This window comes from Streptomyces lacaronensis (genome assembly GCF_047337785.1).
Classification (GTDB): Bacteria; Actinomycetota; Actinomycetes; order Streptomycetales; family Streptomycetaceae; genus Streptomyces; species Streptomyces lycopersici.
Window position 1 is genome coordinate 2696732 of sequence record NZ_JBLHDK010000003.1, and the last position, 20843, is coordinate 2717574.

The window sequence follows — 20843 nt, forward strand, 5'->3', positions numbered from 1 at the left end:
ACGGATGCGGCGCGCCGAAGGACTACGGGGCGCCGAACAGCTCGTTCTGCGTCGCGTCCAGCGCCGTCAGCACGGCGCCCCGCAGCACCCCGCCGCCGCCCACCACCCCCGCGCGCACCCACGTCCGCAGCGGCGACAGCCGGGCCACATGCTCCTCCACCCGCCGGGCGAGCCCCTCGCCCCCGGCCCGGCCGACCTCGCCGCCGAGCACCGCGCATCCCGGGTCGAGCACCGCGCAGATCGCGGCGACGCCCAGCGCGATACGGGACGCCAGCGCGTCCAGGAACGTCTCGCCCCGCTCCCCCGCCGCCAGGGCCGCGCGGATCACCGCCTCCGCCGCGCCGGAATCCTCCGCTCCGTCCCCACGCGAACCGCCCGCCGCGGCCTCGAGACCGTGCTCCTGGGCGAGTTCGCAGACCGCGGCGCTGCTCACCAGGGAGTGGAACCCGCCGTCGCAGCCGGTGGCGGAGGGCAGCCCCACGGTGCCCGGCACCGGCAGAAAGCCGATCTCCCCGGTGCCGCCGGACGCACCGCGCCGCAGCACCCGGTCGAGCACCACGGCCGCGCCGATGCCGTGGCCGAGCCACAGCAGTACGAAGGTGTCGCGGTCGCGCACCGCGCCCAGCCGCTGTTCGGCGACGGCGGCGAGATTGACCTCGTTCTCCAACAGCACCGGTGCCGCGAGGCCGCCGTGCAGCGCGGTGGCCAGCTCCCGATGCCAGGAGGGCAGCCCGCCCGGTGAGTTGAGCTCCCCGGTGGCGGGGTCGATGAGACCGGGCATCCCGATCCCGATGTGGTGCAGCCGCACCGCCCCGGCCCGCTCGGCGGCCCGCTCCACGAGGGCCACCACGGCCGCCACGGTGTGCGCCGGATCCACGTCCGGGGCCACCGGAAGCGACTCCTCCGCCACGGTCCGGCCCAGCAGATCGGCCACGCACACCGCGACACCGTCCGTACGGACGTCCACCCCGGCCACATGCGCGCTGTCGGCGACGAGCCCGTACACCCGGGCGTTGGGCCCCCGGCGCTCCGCCCCCGACTCCCCCACGACCGCCACCAGCCCGGTCTGCCGCAGCCGCTCGACCAGGTCCGCGATGGTGGGACGGGACAGCCCGGTCAGCGACTTGAGCTCCCCCGCGGTCAACGGCCCCTTGTCCTTGAGCAGGTGCAGGGCGAGGCGGTCGTTGATGGCCCGCGCCGTACTCGGAGAGGCGGTGCGGCCCGCCACGGACACGCTCGTCGAGGTCATGCCGGGATCCTTCCAGAAGGCCGTGGGAAAAGCTCTATCTATCAGGGAGCCTGCCTGATAGTTTCCGGTGGGCCACGGCACAGGCCGGGCGCAAGCACGAGTACGGGCACGGGCACGGGTCGGCGCTACGGGGAGGGTGCGACAAGTATGGGCAGGCTCAAGGAGTCCGGGGCGTCCGAGATGCGCCCGGTACGGCGGGCACGGATCGCCGTGGCGTCCGTCTTCGCCGTGCACGGCGCGGTGACCGGCAACTTCGCCACCCGTATCCCCTGGGTCCAGGAGCGGCTGGACCTGAGCGCGGGTCAACTCGGCCTCGCGCTCGCCTTCCCCGCCGTCGGGGCCTCGATCGCGATGCCCCTGGCCGGGCGGATCAGCCATCGCTTCGGCGCCCGCACGGCACTGCGCGGACTGCTCGCCCTGTGGACCGTCTGGCTGGTGATGCCCCCGCTCGCGCCCGGACTGGTCTGGCTGTGCGGTGCGCTGCTCATCTTCGGCGCGACCGCCGGGATGTCCGACGTCGCGATGAACGCCCTCGGTGTGGAGATCGAGAACCGCCTCGGCCGCTCGATCATGTCCGGGCTGCACGGCATGTGGAGCGTCGGCGCGCTCACCGGCTCGGCGGCGGGCACGGTCGCCGCGCACGCCGAGGCCGACGCCCGGCTCCACCTCGCCATCGCCGCCGGGGTCCTCACGGTGCTCGGCGCGGTGGCCTGCCACTGGGTCCTGGACCTGCGCAGCGCCCCCGAGGAGCACCCGCCGCCCCGCTTCGCCCTGCCGCCCCGCTCCGCGCTGATCATCGGCGCGGTGGGATTCTGCGCGGTCTTCGCTGAGGGGGCGAGCCTGGACTGGTCGGCGGTCTATCTGCGCGACGTCCTGGACACCTCCCCCGGCCTCGCCGCCGCCTGCACCACCGCCTTCTCCTGCACGATGGCCGGCGCCCGGCTCGTCGGGGACGCGTTGGTGGGCCGCTTCGGGCCGGTGCGGACCGTACGGACCGGCGGCGTCCTCGCCACCGCCGGGGGCGTCCTCGTGGTCACCGCCTCCGGGCCCGCCCTCGCCATCGCCGGATTCGGCCTGATCGGCCTCGGCATCGCGGTCGTGGTGCCGCTGGCCTTCGCCGCCGCCGGGCGCAGCGGCCCGGCCCCGAGCCAGGCCATCGCGGGCGTCGCCACGATCACCTACACCTCGGGGCTGATCGCTCCGGCGGCGATGGGGTCAATCGCGGATCTTACCTCGCTGACGATCTCGTTCTGCCTGGTCACGACGTTGGCGCTGGGGCTGGTGGCGGGGGCCGGAGTGCTGCGGACCCCGGCGGGGACGGACACCACGGGCTCCGCCCCGCACCCCGACCCGTCGACGTCCCAGGCCACGCTCCCCTGACGGAGGCGAGCCCGTGACGGTGCGTCGGCTCCGACGCCACCACCGTCCGGCTCCCGCACGGCCGTCGGTCGGCTCCCGCACGGCCGTGGGTCGGCTCCCGCACCGCCACCGTCCGGCTCCCGCACCGCCATTGTTCGGTGAGCGCCGTAAGGATCCGGCCGTACGGTCGGTGATATGAGCGATACGAGCGACGGCCCGGCCCCCGACCGCCACACCGCCTTCCGCCGGCTCCACCACGGCGACCGGCCCCTGCTGCTGCCCAACGCGTGGGACCATGCCTCAGCCGCCGCCCTGGTCCGGCGCGGCTTCCCCGCCATCGGCACCACCAGCCTCGGCGTGGCCGCGGCGGCCGGGCTGCCCGACGCGACCGGCGCCGCCCGCGACGGCACCCTCGCCCTCGCCCGTGGCATCGCCCGGCTCCCGGCGCTGGTGACCGTCGACATCGAGGGCGGGTTCGGCGAACGGCCCGAGGAGGTCGCGGCGGTCGCGGCCGAGCTGGACCGGGCCGGGGTGGTCGGCGTGAACATCGAGGACGGACGCCCCGACGGCACCCTCGCGCCGCCGGCCCGGCAGTGCGCGATGATCGAGGCCATCAAGGAGCGGGTGCCCCGGCTGTTCGTGAACGCCCGGACCGACACCCACTGGATCGCCGCGATCGGTGGCGGCACCCCGCCCTCGCTGGCCGCCACCGCCGAGCGCATCGAGGCGTATGTGCGGGCGGGCGCGGACGGGGTCTTCGTACCCGCGCTCATCGATGAGCAGAACATCGGCGCGCTGGCCGACGACCTCGGCGAGACCCCGCTGAACGTCCTCTTCACACCCGGCCGCCACACCTATGAGCGGCTGGCGGAGCTCGGGGTGCGGCGGATCAGCTGCGGTTCGCTGCTCTTCCGGGCCGCCCTGAACCATGCCGTCGAGCTGGCGTGGTCGATCACCCACCCGGACGTCCCCGCCCATGCCGATCAAGCCGCCGACCTGCCCGGCTACGGTGAGGCACAGTCACTGGCAGACGACTTCACCACGGCCGGTCCCACATAGCCGCAAGACGCATATTTTCGGCCAACTAACATTGCTGCGAATCCCCCGCAGCGATGAAGTGGAGCAGTCATGGGCCTCGGCGTGGGCTGGACCCTGCACGGCGATGGGCGCACCCCCGCCCCCGGTGCCGTCGTCAGGCCGGATGAGCGGCTGTCGTGGCCGAGGACGGTGGGGCTCGGCGCGCAGCACGTCGTGGCCATGTTCGGGGCCAGCTTCGTCGCTCCGGTGCTGATGGGTCTCGACCCCAACCTCGCGATCATGATGTCCGGGGTCGCGACCGTGCTCTTCCTGCTCGCGACCCGCGGCCGGATCCCCAGCTATCTGGGGTGCAGCCTGTCCTTCGTCGGCGTGGCCGCCGCGATCAGGGCGCAGGGCGGCGGCAGCGCCGCCGTCACCGGGGCGATCCTGGTGGTCGGCGGTGTGCTGCTGCTGAGCGGTCTGGCGGTACGGACGTTCGGCGCCCGGATCATCCACGCGGCGATGCCGCCGGTGGTGACCGGCGCGGTGGTCATGCTGATCGGATTCAATCTGGCGCCGGTGACCGCCGGTACGTACTGGCCCGCCGACCAGTGGACCGCGCTGCTGACGATGTTGCTCACCGGGGCGGCGGTGGTCTGTCTGCGGGGCTTCTGGTCGCGTATCGCGATCTTCCTGGGGCTGGTCTTCGGCTATGCGGTCTCCTGGGTCTTCGACCGCGTCTTCGGCAAGATCCACTCCATCGACGGCAGCGGACGGGTCACCGACCACTGGCGGCTGGATCTCTCCGGTGTGGCGAGGGCGGACTGGATCGGTCTGCCGTCCCTGCACGGGCCCACCTTCCACTGGTCGGCGGTACTGGTGGCGCTGCCGGTGGTGATCGCGCTGATCGCCGAGAACGCCGGGCATGTGAAGGCGGTCGGCGAGATGATCGGCGATCCGCTCGACGATCAGCTGGGCACGGCGATCGCCGCGGACGGCGCGGCGACCATGATCTCCACCTCGGTCGGCGGCCCGGCCAATACCACGTACTCCGAGAACATCGGGGTCATGGCCGCCACCCGGGTGTACTCCACCGCCGCGTACTGGGCCGCCGCGGGCTTCGCGCTGCTCTTCGGGCTGTGCCCGAAGTTCGGCGCGGTGGTGGCGGCGGTGCCGGGCGGGGTGCTGGGTGGGATCACCGTCATCCTCTACGGCATGATCGGGCTGCTCGGCGCGCAGATCTGGGTGCACAACAAGGTGGACCTGCGCAATCCGCTCAATCTGGTGCCGGTCGCGGCGGGCGTCATCATCGGCGTCGGGGGCGTCAGCCTGAAGATCGGCCACAACTTCGAGCTGGGCGGGATCGCGCTCGGCACGATCGTGGTGCTGCTCGGCTACCACGTACTGCGGGCCCTGGCCCCGGCACACCTGAAGCAGCAGGAGCCCCTGCTGGACGCGGGCACCAGCGAATACGACGACGAGTGGCCTGCCCAGGGGGCGTCCGGCGGATCGTGACGCCCGCGGCGGGCCGCGTCCCTCCCCGCCCCTCCCCGAAACCGGGGCTCCGCCCCACACCCCGGACCGGGCTCCGCCCGGAGTCCAGGGGCGAAGCCCCTGCCGCACACGCTGTGGAGCCGCAGATCGGGGTCGCGGGAAGGGGCGGGGAGGGGACAGATCCACCGGGCAGCCCGTAGGCCCTGAAGCGCCCGCGAAACCCCCGGGCCTCATCCTCGCGGGGCGAGGTCCTGGAGGCCCACCACCCGCAGCAGCTCCAGCCGCTCGGCGGACTCGGTGCCGGGGCGGGCGGTGTGGACGATCAGCCGCTGGGCGTGTTCCGAGCTCAGCAGGACCTCGCAGTCCAGCTCCATCGTCCCCACCACCGGGTGGGTGAACCGCTTGACCCTGGAGTGCCATACGGCCACCTCATGGGCCTCCCACAGCGCCGCGAACTCCGCGCTCACCGACAGCAGTTCGGCCACGAGCCCCGCCGGTCCGGGGTCGTCGGGGCGGGCGGCGAGCACGGCCCGGAGGGTGGCCACATGCAGCCGGGCGTGCTCCTCGATCTCCTCGCCCGAGAAGATCCCGGGGGCGTCGGAGGCGTCGTCGCGCCGGGTGAAGAAGGACCGGACGATATTGCGGTCGCCGGGCGGCCGCACCATGATGTCGCCGACCAGCGCCGCCGCCATCGCGTTCTGCGCCAGCACCTCGCCCCAGTCGGTGATCACCTGGGCCGGGGTGTCGTACAGCCGGTCCAGCACCCGGAGCAGACCGGGCCGCACATGCTCCGAGGTGCTGCGGTCGCCCGGCGGCTCCTCCCCCACCAGATGGAAGAGGTAGTCGCGCTCGTCGTCGGTGAGCCGCAGCGCCCGGGCCAGCGCGGTCAGCATCTGGCGGGACGGGCGCGGGCCCCGGGCCTGCTCCAGCCGGGTGTAGTAGTCCGGGGACATGCCCGCGAGCTGGGCCACCTCCTCCCGGCGCAGCCCTGGCGTACGGCGTCGGGGGCCGGGCGTCATCCCCACGTCGGCGGGACCGAGGCGGGCGCGGCAACGGCGCAGGAAGTCAGCGAGTTCCGTTCGATGCACGCTCCCATCGTCGCCGTGCCCGCGTCCCGTATCCAGGGTCTGCGGATCCCTGGATGAGGAGGTCTCTCCCGGCCCCGCCCCGCCCGCCGCAGGCTGAGGCCGAGCGACGAGACGAAAGGCGGATGCTCATGCCCTTGATTCTGGTGACGGGTGCGACCGGCCAGGTGGGACGGCGGTTCACCAAGCGGCTGCTGGAGCGGCCCGCGGCCGGTACCGAGGTACGGGTGCTGGTGCGCGACGAGGAGCGCGGCGCCCCCTTCGCGGCCCAGGGCGCGCGGCTCATGGTCGGCGATCTGCGCGAGGAGAAGGATCTGCGGAGGGCCATGGAGGGGGCGCATGCGGTGGTCAACATCGCGGCGGCCTTCCGCGGGGTGCCGGACGAGGAGGCATGGGCGGTCAACCGGGACGCGGCGGTCGCGCTCGGACGGGCCGCGGTCGAGGCCGGGACGAGCCGGTTCCTCCAGGTCAGCACCAATCTGGTGTACGGCGCCTCGCGCGGGCGGCCGCTCACGGAGGACGACGAGAGCAGGCCCGGCGGGCTGCTGTGGGGCGCGTACCCCGCCTCCAAGGCCGAGGCGGAGCGGGAGCTGCTGGCGTTGCACCGCGAGCACGGCCTCGATCTGCGGATCGGCAGCCTGGCCTTCGTCTACGGGGACGGCGATCCGCATCTGGCGAACATCCTGCCGCACGCGGCGGCATGGGCCGGGAACCAGCGGCTCGCCATGGTCCACCACGCGGACGCGACGCAGGCGCTGCTGCGGCTGCTGCGCGCGCCGGGCGGCACCGCCGGCGGCTCGGTGTCGGGCCGCAAGTACAACATCGTGGACGACGCCCCGGCGACCACGGTCGAGCTCTACCAGATCAGCGGGGTGCCGCTGCCCGAGGGCATGACCGAGCGGACCGACGCGGACCCCTGGTTCGGGATCACCTCCAACCTCCGGCTGCGGGACGAGCTGGGCTGGCGGCCGCTGTATCCGTCGATGTGGACGGCGCGCGACGCGGGGGTGCTGTGATACGGCGGTTGACGGGGCGTTAGACCGTCCAGGGGAAGCGACGGCGTACGGCGGGACCGCGCCCGTCCGGCCTGCCACCCTGGCGTCCATGACGATGCCCACGCCCACACCCACGCCCGCGCGGCCCACACCCACGCCCGCGCGGCTCGCACCGCGCACCGTGCGAAGCGTCCTGGCGCGCATGAGCGCGCTCGGCACGTCGCTGCCGCCCGGGGACGGGGTGACGGTCTTCAACGGGGTGTATCTGTCGGTCACCGAGGAGGTCGGCCGACGGCTCGCGGACGGGTACTTCCACGACCCGTCCGCCACCGAGGAGCTGGACGTGCGGTTCGCCGAGCGCTATCTGGCGGCGGTCGACGCGGTGACCACCGGCGGTCGGCCGCCCGCCTGCTGGCGGCCGCTGTTCCAGCTGCGGTGCCACCCGGGGGTCCGCCCGGTGCAGTTCGCGCTCGCCGGGATCAACGCCCATATCGGCCATGACCTGGCGCTCGCGCTGCTGGACACCTGCCGGGCCCGGGACCTGGAACCGGACGCCCTGGAGGGCGACTTCGACCGGATCGGCGCCCTGCTCGCGGGGATGGAGGAGCGGATCCGGGAGGAGCTGATGCCCGGTCCCGATCTGCTGGACGTGGCCGATCCGCTCACCCATCTCGTGGGCTCCTGGAGCCTGGAGAAGGCGCGGGACGCCGCATGGGCGGCGTTCCGCGCGCTGTGGGGGCTGCGCGCGGTGCCGGAGCTGGCCGAGGAGTTCGCCGAGCGCGTCGACGCCACCGTGGGTCTGGTCGGGCGCTTTCTGCTCACCCCTCTGCCGTCCGCGTGCTGAAGCCGCCCCGGACCGGGTGCTGAACGGCCCCCGGACCGGCTCAGTCCTCGGGGAGCTCGACGGGCGCGATCTCGTCGTACAGATCGCCCGGCCCGGGGTTCTTCGGGTCGGTGGAGCCGCCGAACTGGTGCATGACGCCCCACACGGCGTTGAGCGCCGTCTGGATCGCGCCCTCGGCCCAGCCCGCCGTCCAGGAGATGTCGTCGCCCGCCAGGAAGACGCCGCGCTTGCCGGCGGGCAGCCGGTCCTGCATGAAGTGGGTGAACAGCCGGCGCTGGTAGCGGTAGTGGCCGGGCAGATTGGCCTTGAACGCGCCCATGAAGTACGGCTCGTTCTCCCAGGACACGGTGACCGGGCTGCCGATGATGTGCTTGCGGATGTCGACGTGTGGATAGATCTCCGAGAGCGACTTGAGCATGACCTCCATCCGCTCGTTCGCGGACAGCGGCAGCCACTTGAGGCTGTCGTCGCACCAGGTGTAGGAGAGGCAGATGACGGCGGGCCGGTCCGGGCCGTTGTCCAGCAGATAGGTGCCGCGGGTCATCCGGTCGGTGAGCGTCATGCTCATCGTGTCCCGCCCGGTGACCTCGTCCTTGTCCAGCCAGAACGGCCGGTCCACCGGCACGAAGAGCTTGCTGGACTCCATGTAGTGGGTGCGCTCGATCGCCGTCCAGTGGTCGATCGGGAAGAGTGAGTCGTCGCAGTCGATCTGGGAAAGCAGCATCCAGGACTGCGCGGTGAAGACCACCGCGCGGTACGAGCGGATGTCACCGCTCGCGTCCGTCACCACGACGCGGTCGCCCGCTGCCCGGTGCAGCCGGGTCACGGCCGGGCGGGGCGCACCCTCGTGCAGCGAGGCCAGCGAGGTGCCCTGCGGCCAGTGGACGATCTTCTCGGGCTCACGCTCCCACAGCCGCAGCGGAAGCTGCTGGCTGCCGCCGACGATGCCGCGGTGGTGGTCGTCGGCCTCGGTGTAGACGACGCGCAGGATCTCCAGGATGGAGTTGGGGAAGTCGGTGTCCCAGCCGCCGGTGCCGAAGCCGACCTGGCCGAAGATCTCCCGGTGGCGGAAGGAGGTGAAGGCCGGGGAGTCGCAGAGGAAGCCGTAGAAGGTCTGGTTGTCCAGCTTCTCGACCAGCCGCGCCCAGATCTCCCGGATCCGGGGCACGTCCCGCTCGCGGATGGCGCGGTTCATGTCGGAGAAGTCCGCGCCCTCCTCCAGGCAGGCGTTCCAGGCGTCGGCCACCTCGCGGTAGACCGGCGGCAGGTCGTCGATGGTGCGGGCGTAGTGGGACTCGCCCTTGAGGTCGACGACGGTCGAGGGGGTCTCGGGGGCCAGCGGATTGGGGAACGGCTGGGTCTTCAGGCCCACCAGGTCGATGTAGTGCTGGAGGGCGGTGGAGGACGGCGGGAAGCGCATCGCGCCCATCTCGGCGGTCAGCGCGTCGTCACAGCCGTCGAAGCGATGAGTGCGCAGCCGTCCGCCGATCCGGTCGGCCTCGTAGACCACGGGTCGCAGGCCCATCTTCATCAGTTCGTACGCGGCGACGACACCGGAGAGTCCGCCGCCGACGACCGCGACCTCGGCGCCGTGCTCGGTCGCCGGTATCTGGCCCAGGCCCGCGGGGTGGGCGAGGTAGTCGTCGTAGGCGTAGGGGAAGTCCGGGCCGAACATGGTGATGGGCGGAAGGGCCTCGAGGGCGCGCGTCTCCTGCTCGTCATGGACGGCGGTGGGCACCGTGGACGTCATGGGGTACGGACTCCTTGCTGCTTGGTGCTCAAAAGGGTGGTTCGGGTGCGGCAGGGGCCGGACGGATCAGCTGAGGGAGGTGTAGAGACCGGGGCGGCGGTCGCGCAGATACGGGTTGATCCGGCGCGAGGTCGTCAGCAGTTTGGGGTCGACGTCGCCGAGGAGGAGCTCCTCACCGCGGCCGGCGCGCAGACAGGTGGCGCCGTCGGGCCCGGCGAGACAGCTCAGCCCGACGAAGTCGAACTCGCCCTCGGGGCCGCTGCGGTTGACGTACGCGATGTACATCTGGCTCTCGAAGGCCCGCACCGGGATCAGGGATTCGGCGACGAACTCGAAGGGGTGCATCTGCGCGGTGGGCACCACCAGCAGATCGGTCCCGGCCAGGGCATGGGCCCGTACGTTCTCGGGGAACTCCACGTCGTAGCAGACCAGGATGCCGACGGTCAGCTCGCCGATGGTGGCCTGGACGACGGGGACCTCCCCCGGGGTGAACGACTCCCGCTCGAAGCAGCCGTAGAGATGGGTCTTGCGGTAGTTGGCCAGCTCGGTGCCGTCCGCGCCCACCAGCCGCGCGGAGTTGTGGACCGCGCCCGCGTGGCGCTCGGGGTAGCCGTAGAGGATCGCGAGGCCGTGCGTCGCGGCGATCTCGGCCACGGCCCGGCCGCTCGGCCCGTCGGCGGGCTCGGCCAGCTCCCGCACGCCGCCGCCGATGGCGTAGCCGGTGAGGAACATCTCCGCGGTGACCAGCAGCCCGGCGCCATCGGCGGCCGCGCGGGCGGCGGCCTCGTCGAGGACCTTGAGGTTACCGGCGGGGTCGCCGGGGTGACCGGAGTTCTGGAGCAGAGCGGTGCGCAGCGGCGGCATGGCAGACCTCGGGAGGAGGAGTAAGGGCATAAAAACAGTACGTTGCCTCCGGATCGCCCAACAAGACGACTTCATTGCGTCCGGCGTCGATTCATGACGTATCGGGATCAGTACACGGCGATTCATTGCACGCGCCCCGAAGGGGCGCGAGGAACTGCGCGACCAGCCACAACGGCGCCGCGGCCGATAACGACACCAGGGAACGTGCGCACCCGGCGGAGCGCCTACGTAGGGGCGCCCGAACTAAACCTCCGCAGCAGAGGCGACAGCACCAGCACAGACTTCGTGCGCTCCACGAACGGCTCCCCCGCGATCCGCTCCAGCACCCGCTCAAAGTGGCGCATGTCGGCGGCGAAGACCTGGACGACGGCGTCCGCGTCACCGGTGACGGTGGACGCGGACACCACCTCGGGGTAGCGCGACAGGCCCCGGCGGATGTCGTCCGGCGAGGTGTTGTGGCGGCAGTAGAGCTCGATGAAGCCCTCGGTCTCCCAGCCCAGCGCCACCGGGTCGACCCGCACCGTGAAACCGGTGATGGCTCCCTCCGCGCGCAGCCGGTCCACCCGCCGTTTGACGGCGGGCGCGGACAGCCCGACGATTTCGCCGATGTCGGCGTAGGAGCGGCGGGCGTCCTCGGCTAGGGCGTGGACGATGCGTTCGTCGAGATCGTTCAGTCGCACTGGGGGGCAATCACTTCTCTGCTGTGGCCAGTCGGGATCGGCGCATGCCGTATCCGAAGTACAGCACAAGGCCGACGGCCATCCACACGCCGAAGACCACCCAGGTCACGAACTGCAGGCTGCCCATCATCCACAGGCACAGCGCGAAGCCGATCAGCGGGAAGAGCGGGGACAGCGGCACCCGGAAGGTACGGGGCATGTCGGGCCGGGTCCGGCGCAGCATGATCACGGCGATGTTGACCAGCGCGAAGGCGAAGAGCGTGCCGATGCTGGTGGCGTCGGCGAGCTGGCCGAGCGGGATGGCGGCGGCGAGGACACCGCAGAAGAGCGAGACGATGACGGTGTTGGCGCGGGGCACCCCGGTCCGGGCGTGGACCGTGGAGAAGACCTTGGGCACCAGCCCGTCCCGGGACATCGCGAAGAGGATGCGGGTCTGCCCGTAGAGCACGGTCAGCACCACGGACGCGATCGCGATCACCGCGCCGGCCGCCAGCAGCACGGCCCAGAAGCTCTGTCCGGTGACATCCTTCATGATCGAGGCGAGCGCGGCCTCGGAGCCGGAGAACTCCTTCCACGGCAGGGCGCCCACCGCCACGGCGGCCACCAGGCAGTACAGCGCGGTGACGATGATCAGCGAGAGCATGATCGCGCGGGGCAGGTCGGCTTGCGGGTTCTTGGCCTCCTCACCGGCCGTGGAGGCGGCGTCGAAGCCGATGTAGGAGAAGAAGAGGGTGGCGCCGGCGGCGCTGACGCCCGCCATGCCCAGCGGCATGAACGGGGTGTAGTTGCCGGCCCGGATGCCGGTGAAGGCGACGGCGCAGAAGAGGATCAGCGCCGCGATCTTCACCCCGACCATGATGGCGTTGGCGCGGGCGCTCTCCTTGGCGCCGCCCAGCAGGAACGCCATGGCCAGCAGCACCACGAGCAGCGCGGGCAGATTGAAGATCCCGCCGTCCCCGGGCGGCGCGGCCAGCGCGTCGGGGATGGTGATGCCGAGGGTGCCGTCGAGCAGTTCGTTGAGGTACTCGCCCCAGCCGACGGCCACGGCCGCCACCGAGACGCCGTACTCCAGGATCAGACACCAGCCGCAGACCCAGGCGATCAGCTCGCCCATGGTGGCGTAGGCGTACGAGTAGGAGGAGCCGGAGACCGGGATGGTGCCCGCCAGCTCGGCGTACGACAGCGCGGAGAACAGCGCGGTGAGCCCGGCTATGACGAACGACACGACGACCGCGGGGCCCGCGTCCGGCACCGCCTCGCCGAGCACCACGAAGATGCCGGTGCCCAGGGTGGCGCCGATGCTGATCATCGTGAGCTGCCATACGCCCATCGAGCGCCGGAGGCTTCCGCCCTCGCCCTGGCCGCCCTCGGCGACCAGCCGCTCCACGGGCTTGCGCCGCATCAGCCGGGCGCCCAGCCCGCCGACCGGAGGGTCTGGTTCCGGTTGCTGGGTGGCGGGCGGTGCTGCGCCGTGCTCCAACACTTGGGTGGCTCCTTATTCGCTGCCATCAGGTGGTGGCGACCGACTGCGGACATACGGGTACCCGGGAAGGAAACCCGCAGGTGGGAATCGCCGAGCAGCCGGTCCCCGCCACTCCACGTCAGCGCAAGACCCTATGAGCCGTCCGCCGACGGCCGTAATGGACCATGGTTGCGCATACGCGTCGCAACGTTGCGCGCGGGGGCGCTCGTCGGTGAATCGTTGCGAAACACTGAGCTTGTCAGCGCGCGTTTCACCCGAATGCCGCGATACTGCACCATTTTAGCGGTCGTTGGTGGGGACGTGACCACTGACAGTCTGCAACCACCCGATCACTCCCGCCTCGGTGCCGAACCGGTGTTCCGGCCTCGCGACCAGGGGGGTGACAGCGAGCGCTACCCGCTCGAATACTGCGCGAGAGTGTGGGAGGACTTCATCCGGACGCTGGGCCGGATCGAGGCGGACTTCCTCCAGCGCTCCGATACCACAGAACCGGGCGTCAAGGCATGACGTACACCGAGCCGAGGCCGGGCGGCTACGGGCCCCCTCCCACCGGCCACCGGCCCGCCCCCGCGCCCCCTCCCGGGGACCGGTTCGAGGCGGCAGCCGATTATGAGATGAATCCTTTCCCCCTGCCCGACCCGGAGACCATCGAGGGTCGCTGGGACCTGGAGGGGGACCTGGCCCGGCTGCTCCAGACCTCCTCCGCCGAGGAGGCGGTGCACACCACCGGCCCCATCGGACCACCGGTCACCCCCCTGCGGGCCCCCTCCCCCGCGCATGTGCGGGGGCGCGGCAAGCGCCGCCGGGTCCGCTTCCGGCTGCCGACGATGCCGTGGCTGCATGTGATCAGCCTGACCTTCGCGGCGGTCACCACCGTCATCGTCGCCATGCTGAGCGTGCTCGGCGGAATGATCTCCTACCCCCCGCTGCGCTATCTGGCCTCCCCGAGCACCTCGGAGTCCATGGCGGCGTGGTGGCCCCTGCTGGTCTACGGACCCTGGCTGGTCGCCTCGCTGTCGGTGCTGCGGGCCGCCCTGCACCGGCGGGGCGCGGCGCACTCATGGGCCGTGGTGGTGCTCTTCTCCACCATCGCGGTGTTCCTGTGTGTGGCACACGCCCCGAGGAACGCGCCCAGCATCGCCGTGGCCGGTCTTCCCCCGGTCGCCGCGCTGGTCTCGTTCCACCAGCTGGTGCGGCAGATCACCCTCACCAGCCCGCCACGCCACGCACTGCCCCGCACCCGGGGTGAGCAGCGTGGAATGGCGAGATGAGACAGGGCCGCACCACACCACCACAGCCCCACTCACCCGAGCCGAGTGGGGCTGTGGTGCTGTCCGGGTTCCGGGAGGCGGTGTCTCAGTCCCACGAGGCGTGGAGGGGCTGGCCCTCCGCGTAACCCGCGGCGCTCTGGACGCCGACGACGGCCCGCTCGTGGAACTCCTCCAGCGACCCCGCGCCCGCGTAGGTGCACGAGCTGCGCACGCCCGCGACGATCGAGTCGATCAGGTCCTCGACGCCCGGCCGGGCCGGGTCCAGGAACATCCGCGAGGTGGAGATGCCCTCCTCGAACAGCCCCTTGCGGGCCCGCTCGTACGCCGACTCCTCGCTGGTCCGATTGCGCACCGCGCGCGCCGACGCCATGCCGAAGCTCTCCTTGTACGGGCGGCCGTCGGCGGTGTGCTGGAGGTCGCCGGGCGACTCGTACGTGCCCGCGAACCAGGAGCCGATCATGACGTTGGACGCCCCGGCGGCCAGCGCCATGGCGACGTCGCGAGGGTGCCGGATACCGCCGTCCGCCCAGATGTGCTTGCCGAACTTCCGCGCCTCGGCGGCACATTCCATCACCGCGGAGAACTGAGGCCGGCCCACGCCGGTCATCATGCGGGTGGTACACATGGCGCCCGGTCCGACACCGACCTTGACGATGTCGGCACCGGCCTCGACGAGATCGCGCACCCCCTCGGCGGAGACCACGTTGCCCGCCACCACCGGCACCCGCGGGCCCAGCGCCCGGACCGCCTTGAGCGCGCTGATCATCGACTCCTGGTGGCCGTGGGCGGTGTCCACGACGAGGGTGTCCACCCCGGCGTCGAGGAGCGCCTTCGTACGGCCCTCCACATCGCCGTTGACCCCGACGGCGGCCGCGATCCGCAGCCGGCCCGCCGCGTCCACCGCGGGCGTGTAGAGCGTCGCGCGCAGCGCTCCCTTGCGGCTCAGGATGCCGGCCAGCTTCCCGTCCGCGTCCACGGCGGGGGCCAGCTTGCGGTGGGCGGCGTCGAGGCGGCTGAACGCCTCCTGGGGGTCGATGTCGGCGTCGAGCACCATCAGTTCCCGCGACATCACCTCGGACAGCTGGGTGAAGCGGTCCGCCCCGGTCAGGTCGGACTCGGTCACCACACCCACCGGACGCCCGTCCTCGACCACCACGCCCGCGCCGTGTGCCCGCTTGGGCAGCAGCGACAGCGCGTCGGCGACGGTGCCGGTCGGGGCGAGGACGATTGGGGTGTCCAGCACCAGATGGCGGCTCTTGACCCACCGGACCACGTCCGTGACGACGTCGATCGGGATGTCCTGCGGGATGACGACGAGGCCACCGCGCCGGGCGACCGTCTCGGCCATGCGGCGCCCGGCGATCGCGGTCATGTTGGCGACGACGAGCGGGATGGTGGTGCCGGTGCCGTCGGGGGCCGACAGATCCACTCCCTGGCGGGAGCCGACCGCGGAGCGGCTCGGGACCATGAACACATCGTCGTAGGTCAGGTCGTAGGGAACCGGGGAAGATTCCACGTGGCGCCCCGTACCGGGCTCTAGGAAACGCATGAGTCTCACATTTTCACGCGAAACGACGCAGGTCACTCGCACAGTGACACAAGAAAAGACCCCCGTGTTCATATAGTCCTCCAAAGAGGCGCTGCGGGGGCCGCTCCGGTGCCGACAGGCAACCTGCCTTACGTCAAAACGCTACCCGAGCGCCCGCCCGAGGGCGAGTGCCCCTGCGGCGGACCACCGCTCGGCGCGTGCGCAAGCGGTCGGGCCCCGGCCGTGAGTCGCCGACCGCGAGTCGTGGGAGAACACGATGACGGTCGTTGGTTCCACCTCCCCGAATCCCTGAGGTAACCCTTAGACCCGGCTCCCCGAAGGTCCCGAATCGCGGGCGGTGCGCGTACAAGATATGCGGGGCGCTCGATCTGAGCGCCTCACAGGTAAACCCGCGAACGGAAGCCGCGCGTGCCCATCCGGTGAGGTGTGTTTCGAGCAGCACTGGGTGCGAATGGCTGCCGTCGCCCTCTCTGACGAAGGAGTTGACCATGTCTATTGCCGTACCGGCCGAGTCGGCCATGGAGATGTCGGAGTTCGACCTGGACGTGCGTGTCGAGCTCGACGAGCCGGCGGCCGCCCAGGCCGCCTCCACGCCCATAGCGTCCATCCTCTGGTGCACCCAGGCCGCGCCGGCCTGTTAGCAGCCAGGACCGCGCGGGGCACGGGCCCAGCCCGGGCCCCGCGCGGCTCGCCGACGGCGGAATGCCCGGCGGTGCCGGGCATCAACGGGAGAGACGACACCATGTCCGGAGACCACGCGATGTTCCAGGCGGAGCCCACCGGGATGCTCCGTGTCCCGCTCCTTCCCCGCTCGGCCACCGGGACCCGCGCCCACATCGACCCGCGCGACCGCGAACAGGTCCGCCGGTACATCGACGCGCTCCTCTCCGACGGACGGGTGGAGGAGGCCCTCGCCGTCTCCAGCCCCTCACTGCACCGGACCGTCGAGGCGCTGCGCGCGGGCGCGCCGATGAAACCCGGCGCACTGCGCAAGCTCACGCTCTCGACGACGCGCTACGTCCTGCGGGCCGCCAGCCGCGCCACCCCCTTCGGGCTCCTGGCGGGCGTCGCCCCGGTGTCCTTCGGCGAGGCGGGCTGCCAGATCCGGATGGGCACCCGGCACCGCAAGGCGGTGCGCCCGGACGGCGGCTGGCTGACCGGCGTGCTCACCGCCTGGGAGGGCGACCTCGAGGTTCTGCGGGCGCTGCGCGTCGTGGCGAACGACCTGGGCTTCGCACGCGGACAGCGCTGGGTGCTCCCCTGCGGCTACGACGCGAAGGACCCGGCCGACCCCGAGGAGCCGGCCGCCGGCGAACGGCAGGGTGAGGGGCGGAGCGCCCAGGAGATCTCCGTACGCCACACGGCGGCCGTGAAGACCGTCCTCGCCGCCACCCGGCACCCCCGCCCGGCCGGGGAACTGCTGAAAATCCTGGACGAGACGTACCCGAACGTCCCCGAGTCCGCCAAGGAGGGGCTTCTCGTCGAGCTCGTCCGCCAGGGCTTCCTCCTCACCGAGCTGCGCCCCCCGCTCAGCGAGACCGACCCGTTGCGGTACGCGGTGGAAGTCCTCAAGGCCGTGGGCCGGACCGACAAGGCACGCGAACTGGCCGCCATCGGCGACCTATTGGAGGAGTACGGCGCGGAACGCCTCGGTGCCGGGCTCGGCCGCTGGCAGGCGGCCCTGAACACGATGGGCGGCCTGCGCGCCGATGACCGGCCGATCCAGGTCGACATGCGGCTGGACGCCGAAGTCACCCTGGACCGGGAGGTGTCGCGGGAGGCGGAGCGCGCGGCCACGGCGCTGTGTCTCGCCGCACCCGACACCATCCCGACGCCCGAACTCCGGGAGTACCGTGACGCGTTCGTCGAACGCTATGGCACCGACCGGGCCGTGCCGCTCGCCGACGTCCTCGACCCGCACACCGGCCTGGGCCCGCCCGCCGGCTACGACCACCCAAGAAGCGAGCGGCGCACGGCGGAACCCGGTGAGCCGAGCGAACGCGACCGGGCCCGGAACGAGTTCCTGGCCGAGCTGGCGCTCACGGCGATCGCGTCGGGCGACCGCGAGGTGGTGCTCGACGACGCGGCGCTCGACCGGCTGCGCGGCTCCGGAGCACCGCCCCCGGCCGCGCTGGAGCTCTGCGCCCATCTGACCGCCCCCTCAAGGCGATCACTCGAAGAGGGCGACTTCGCGCTCGTGCTCTCCCCGGCGACGGGATCGCCGGCACCGGGCGCGCTCTTCGGCCGGTTCGCCTACCTCCTCGACGACGTGGAGGCGGTGGGCGAGTTGGCGCGCCGCTCCGCCGCCGACTCGGCCCGGGACGGCGCGCTCCAAGCACATCTGGACTTCCTGCCCCTGAGCGGGCGCGACGCCAACGTGGCCCGCGTTCGGGCGTTCTGGACCGAGCGGGTCGCGGTGGGCTGCTTCGCGGACCGCGCCTCGCCCGCCGTGCGGGGAATGGGCGATCTCGCACTGGCCGCCGACCTCGACCGGCTGTATCTCGTGGACGCCTCGACCGGGCAGGAGATCAACCCCCGGGTTCCGACCATGCTCGACGCGCGGCGCGCCCCCGCGGCGGTCCGTCTGCTGCGCGAGCTGCCGACGATGGGAAGCTGGCCCTCGTGCGTGTGGACATGGGGGCGCGTCTCCACACTTCCCCATCTGCCCCGTGTCCGGTTCGGCAGGACGGTCCTCGCCCCCGCCCGATGGCGGCTGACCGACCCCGGCCTGTTCGACCCCTCCCTCTCGGACGCGGAGTGGGAGCGCCGCCTGGACGGCTGGCGGGCGCGCTGGAACGTGCCCGACCGGGTCGCCGTCGGCGGGGGCGACCATCGGGTGGCGGTCGACCTGACCGCCCCGCTCCACCGCATGGTGCTGCGCCGCGAGCTCCGCCGGGGCAAGGACGTGACGGCGTACGAGACTCCCGAGGACGCGGGGGCGGGCGACGGCTGGCTCGCCACCGACTCGGGGGCGTTCAGCAGCGAACTGGTGATTCCGCTGCTGCCCGCCCGCCCGGCGCCCGGCGGGTCCCCGGCCGTCCGGGCTCCGGCGCGGCGCATCCGCCCGGTCGGTCCGCCGGTCCCGCGGCACAGCCGCGCATGGCTCTACGGCAAGCTCTACGCCTGCGCCAACCGCCAGGACGAGGTGCTGACCGAGCACCTGCCCCGGCTGCTGGCGGCCCTGCCGCCCGCGGTGGACCGCTGGTTCTTCATCCGCTACGCCGATCCGGCCGGCGCGCATCTGCGCCTGCGGTTCCACGGCGACCCCGCCACGCTCCACGGCGAGCTGCTGCCGGGCGTCCTGGACTGGGTGGAGCAGCTGCGCGACCTGCGTCTGGCCGGGGCGTTCGTCATCGACGGCTATGAGCCCGAAAGCCACCGCTACGGTGGCCCCGAGTCCATCGAGGCCGCCGAGAAGGTCTTCCACCAGGACAGCGTGGCCGCCCTCGAACAGCTGCGCCTCCGGGCGGCGGACGCGGTCACCGTCGAACCGCGGCTGCTCGCCGCCGCCAACTACCTCGATCTCGCCTGCCAGGTCCATGGCGACCGGTGGACCGACTGGTGGCTGCGCAACCCGCGGGACGAGGAGCACCACGCCTACTTCCGGGAAAGCCGCGCGGCGGCACTTCGCCTGCTGGACGGCGGGCTCCCGGCCGCGTTCCCCGCCGAAGGCGCTGCCGCCGCGCTCGCCGCCCTCGACGCCAGGGCGGCCGCCATGCGTGCCTATGCCTCCGCAGCCGCCGACGGATCGGTGCTGGCGAGCGTATTGCATATGCACCACAACCGGCTCATCGGCACCTCACGCACCTCCGAGTCCCGTTCGCTGGCGGTGGCGCGGGGCCTCGCCCAGACCGAACACGGACGACGGAGGCACCTGGGATGACGGCGGCACCAGCCGGACGGTGGGACGCCGACACGGTGGCGGCCGAGATCGCCGCCCGCCTCAGCGACCACGCCATCGGCACCGGCACCGGCACCGGCACCCGGGACTTCCCCGCTGCCGGGCTCGGCATGGGTGCCTCAGGGGCGGCGCTGCTGCTCAGTGAGCTGAGCAAGGGCGACCCGGGCCTGCGCACAACCGTCCACGCCTTGCTGGCGGCGGAGGCCGGGTTCGCCGGTGCCAAGGGTTCCGGGCTGATCACGGGCCTGGCCGGGCTCGGCTTCGCCGCCAAGCACGCCGCCCGCTCGCCCCGGGACTACGCCGCCGTGCGGGGCCAGGTGGACGCGGCCCTGCGGCATCGTCTTGGAAAAGTCCTCGACGCCGAGTACGACCGGATGGAATCCGGTGTCCCCGGAGCGGACCGGGGAGACTTCGACGTCGTCTCCGGTATGACCGGCCTCGGCCGGTACTTCCTCGCCGAGCCGTCCGACCCCGAAACGGTCCACGACGTACTGCGGTATCTCGTCGCCCTCACCGAGCCCGTCAAGGCCGGGGCCGGGCCGCTGCCCGGCTGGTTCAGCCCACCGTGGCCCGCCGCGGCGGACCCGGGGCGGCGGGAGTGGGTCCTCGACCTGGGCCTCGCCCACGGCATCGCCGGGCCGCTCGCGCTGCTGTCCCTGTGCTGGACGCGCGGACTGCGCGTCCCCGGCCACGACACGGCCATCCGCCGTATCGCCCGGTGGCTGATGAGCTGGCGCCAGGAGGACCCGGACGCGGGCGCCGGATGGCCCGGTACGGTCTCCGTCGACCAGGAGCTGGCCCCCACTCGGCCGACCCTGGAGCCGGGGCGCGCGAGCTGGTGCTACGGCGCTCCGGGAATCGCCCGCGCCCTCCACCTCGCCGGAGTCGCGCTGGGCGAGGACGCGTGGGTGCACACCGCGGCGGCGGCGATGAGGGCGGTCTTCGCCCGCCCCGGCGGACTGCGGGGGCTGGACGACCCCGGACTGTGCCACGGCCTCGCCGGGCTGGCCCGGATCACCGGGCGCATGGCCGACGAGTTGGACGATCCGGTGCTGTCCGCGCGGGCGGACGAGATCGCCGAGCGGCTGTGCGCCCGCTTCGACCCCGGTACGGCCTTCGGCTTTCCCACCGCGCCGGTGCCATCGCACCGGCCGGAACCGCTGGACGCGCCGACGTTCCTGGAGGGCGCGGCGGGCGTCGCCCTCGTCCTGCTCGGCCGCGGCACGCCGCCCGCCGGAACCGCCGACGGTGATGTGCCATGGGACGCCGCCCTGCTTCTGGCGTGATCCGGCGGGTGTTTCC

At 72.5% G+C, this 20843-nt stretch carries 17 protein-coding genes; 10 read left to right on the top strand and 7 right to left on the bottom strand.

Going from position 1 to position 20843, the window contains the following annotated elements; genetic code table 11:
• Positions 1–22: 22 nt before the first annotated feature.
• Entirely contained in the window at positions 23–1249 is a 1227-nt protein-coding gene (locus ACMTAK_RS11270) for an ROK family transcriptional regulator (protein WP_413806086.1), read from the bottom strand.
• A gap of 147 nt (positions 1250–1396) precedes the next feature.
• Between ACMTAK_RS11270 and ACMTAK_RS11275 the strand changes: the two genes are divergently transcribed.
• The 3 genes from ACMTAK_RS11275 to ACMTAK_RS11285 all read left to right on the top strand — a co-directional run bounded on the left by ACMTAK_RS11275 (position 1397) and on the right by ACMTAK_RS11285 (position 5140).
• Positions 1397–2629, top strand: coding sequence for an MFS transporter (locus ACMTAK_RS11275; RefSeq protein WP_413806087.1), 1233 nt, complete (start codon positions 1397–1399; stop codon positions 2627–2629).
• A 174-nt stretch (positions 2630–2803) separates the two neighbouring features.
• Positions 2804–3667, top strand: coding sequence for an isocitrate lyase/PEP mutase family protein (locus ACMTAK_RS11280; RefSeq protein ID WP_413806088.1), 864 nt, complete (start codon positions 2804–2806; stop codon positions 3665–3667).
• A 69-nt stretch (positions 3668–3736) separates the two neighbouring features.
• Positions 3737–5140: a uracil-xanthine permease family protein gene (locus tag ACMTAK_RS11285; RefSeq protein WP_413806089.1), complete on the top strand. Its 1404-nt coding sequence runs from the start codon at positions 3737–3739 to the stop codon at positions 5138–5140.
• A gap of 209 nt (positions 5141–5349) precedes the next feature.
• Here ACMTAK_RS11285 and ACMTAK_RS11290 read toward each other — a convergent pair whose 3' ends face one another.
• Positions 5350–6207, bottom strand: a complete 858-nt coding sequence (locus ACMTAK_RS11290) for a helix-turn-helix transcriptional regulator (protein WP_413806090.1) — start codon at positions 6205–6207, stop codon at positions 5350–5352.
• 128 nt (positions 6208–6335) lie between these two features.
• On the opposite strand from ACMTAK_RS11290, the gene ACMTAK_RS11295 reads away from it, so the two are divergent.
• Together ACMTAK_RS11295 and ACMTAK_RS11300 are read left to right on the top strand one after the other, a co-directional pair.
• On the top strand, positions 6336–7220 hold the full coding sequence (locus tag ACMTAK_RS11295; protein WP_413806091.1) for an NAD-dependent epimerase/dehydratase family protein: 885 nt from the start codon (positions 6336–6338) through the stop codon (positions 7218–7220).
• An 88-nt stretch (positions 7221–7308) separates the two neighbouring features.
• The gene (locus ACMTAK_RS11300; protein ID WP_413806092.1) at positions 7309–8043 is read left to right on the top strand and encodes a DUF5995 family protein; all 735 of its coding nucleotides are present in this window, start codon (positions 7309–7311) and stop codon (positions 8041–8043) included.
• 40 nt (positions 8044–8083) lie between these two features.
• Here ACMTAK_RS11300 and ACMTAK_RS11305 read toward each other — a convergent pair whose 3' ends face one another.
• The 4 genes from ACMTAK_RS11305 to ACMTAK_RS11320 form a co-directional block, all read right to left on the bottom strand.
• Entirely contained in the window at positions 8084–9793 is a 1710-nt protein-coding gene (locus tag ACMTAK_RS11305) for a flavin monoamine oxidase family protein (protein WP_413806093.1), read from the bottom strand.
• Between the two features lie 66 nt (positions 9794–9859).
• Entirely contained in the window at positions 9860–10657 is a 798-nt protein-coding gene (locus tag ACMTAK_RS11310) for a carbon-nitrogen hydrolase family protein (RefSeq protein WP_413806094.1), read from the bottom strand.
• A 224-nt stretch (positions 10658–10881) separates the two neighbouring features.
• Positions 10882–11337 carry an Lrp/AsnC family transcriptional regulator gene (locus ACMTAK_RS11315; RefSeq protein WP_201854519.1) on the bottom strand — a complete coding sequence of 152 codons (456 nt, stop codon included), beginning with the start codon at positions 11335–11337 and terminating at the stop codon, positions 10882–10884.
• Positions 11338–11347: 10 nt separating this feature from the next.
• Complete coding sequence (locus ACMTAK_RS11320; RefSeq protein ID WP_413806095.1) at positions 11348–12820, bottom strand: amino acid permease; 1473 nt, start codon at positions 12818–12820, stop codon at positions 11348–11350.
• A gap of 300 nt (positions 12821–13120) precedes the next feature.
• On the opposite strand from ACMTAK_RS11320, the gene ACMTAK_RS11325 reads away from it, so the two are divergent.
• Both ACMTAK_RS11325 and ACMTAK_RS11330 read left to right on the top strand, forming a co-directional pair.
• Entirely contained in the window at positions 13121–13327 is a 207-nt protein-coding gene (locus tag ACMTAK_RS11325; protein ID WP_164425081.1) for a hypothetical protein, read from the top strand.
• 107 nt (positions 13328–13434) lie between these two features.
• Positions 13435–14091, top strand: a complete 657-nt coding sequence (locus ACMTAK_RS11330; RefSeq protein WP_413806096.1) for a DUF2637 domain-containing protein — start codon at positions 13435–13437, stop codon at positions 14089–14091.
• Positions 14092–14176: 85 nt separating this feature from the next.
• Here the strand turns inward: ACMTAK_RS11330 and ACMTAK_RS11335 are convergent, their stop codons facing one another.
• The gene (locus ACMTAK_RS11335) at positions 14177–15640 is read right to left on the bottom strand and encodes a GuaB1 family IMP dehydrogenase-related protein (RefSeq protein ID WP_413806097.1); all 1464 of its coding nucleotides are present in this window, start codon (positions 15638–15640) and stop codon (positions 14177–14179) included.
• A gap of 488 nt (positions 15641–16128) precedes the next feature.
• On the opposite strand from ACMTAK_RS11335, the gene ACMTAK_RS11340 reads away from it, so the two are divergent.
• The 3 genes from ACMTAK_RS11340 to ACMTAK_RS11350 all read left to right on the top strand — a co-directional run bounded on the left by ACMTAK_RS11340 (position 16129) and on the right by ACMTAK_RS11350 (position 20827).
• Positions 16129–16281: an FDLD family class I lanthipeptide gene (locus ACMTAK_RS11340; RefSeq protein ID WP_413806098.1), complete on the top strand. Its 153-nt coding sequence runs from the start codon at positions 16129–16131 to the stop codon at positions 16279–16281.
• Between the two features lie 101 nt (positions 16282–16382).
• Entirely contained in the window at positions 16383–19523 is a 3141-nt protein-coding gene (locus ACMTAK_RS11345) for a lantibiotic dehydratase (protein WP_413806099.1), read from the top strand.
• A complete protein-coding gene (locus ACMTAK_RS11350) occupies positions 19520–20827 on the top strand; it encodes a lanthionine synthetase C family protein (RefSeq protein WP_413806100.1) in 1308 nt (435 codons plus the stop codon). The genes ACMTAK_RS11345 and ACMTAK_RS11350 overlap by 4 nt, the downstream gene beginning before the upstream one ends.
• Positions 20828–20843: the final 16 nt, after the last annotated feature.

What these genes read in the sequence shown, in the direction of transcription:
- ACMTAK_RS11335 (WP_413806097.1), bottom strand. Translation starts at nt 15,640, where the DNA reads ATGCGTTTCCTAGAGCCCGGTACGGGGCGCCACGTGGAATCTTCCCCG.
- ACMTAK_RS11280 (WP_413806088.1), top strand. Translation starts at nt 2,804, where the DNA reads ATGAGCGATACGAGCGACGGCCCGGCCCCCGACCGCCACACCGCCTTC.
- ACMTAK_RS11310 (WP_413806094.1), bottom strand. Translation starts at nt 10,657, where the DNA reads ATGCCGCCGCTGCGCACCGCTCTGCTCCAGAACTCCGGTCACCCCGGC.
- ACMTAK_RS11300 (WP_413806092.1), top strand. Translation starts at nt 7,309, where the DNA reads ATGACGATGCCCACGCCCACACCCACGCCCGCGCGGCCCACACCCACG.
- ACMTAK_RS11330 (WP_413806096.1), top strand. Translation starts at nt 13,435, where the DNA reads ATGAATCCTTTCCCCCTGCCCGACCCGGAGACCATCGAGGGTCGCTGG.
- ACMTAK_RS11295 (WP_413806091.1), top strand. Translation starts at nt 6,336, where the DNA reads ATGCCCTTGATTCTGGTGACGGGTGCGACCGGCCAGGTGGGACGGCGG.
- ACMTAK_RS11270 (WP_413806086.1), bottom strand. Translation starts at nt 1,249, where the DNA reads ATGACCTCGACGAGCGTGTCCGTGGCGGGCCGCACCGCCTCTCCGAGT.
- ACMTAK_RS11285 (WP_413806089.1), top strand. Translation starts at nt 3,737, where the DNA reads ATGGGCCTCGGCGTGGGCTGGACCCTGCACGGCGATGGGCGCACCCCC.
- ACMTAK_RS11345 (WP_413806099.1), top strand. Translation starts at nt 16,383, where the DNA reads ATGTCCGGAGACCACGCGATGTTCCAGGCGGAGCCCACCGGGATGCTC.
- ACMTAK_RS11340 (WP_413806098.1), top strand. Translation starts at nt 16,129, where the DNA reads ATGTCTATTGCCGTACCGGCCGAGTCGGCCATGGAGATGTCGGAGTTC.
- ACMTAK_RS11305 (WP_413806093.1), bottom strand. Translation starts at nt 9,793, where the DNA reads ATGACGTCCACGGTGCCCACCGCCGTCCATGACGAGCAGGAGACGCGC.
- ACMTAK_RS11275 (WP_413806087.1), top strand. Translation starts at nt 1,397, where the DNA reads ATGGGCAGGCTCAAGGAGTCCGGGGCGTCCGAGATGCGCCCGGTACGG.
- ACMTAK_RS11350 (WP_413806100.1), top strand. Translation starts at nt 19,520, where the DNA reads ATGACGGCGGCACCAGCCGGACGGTGGGACGCCGACACGGTGGCGGCC.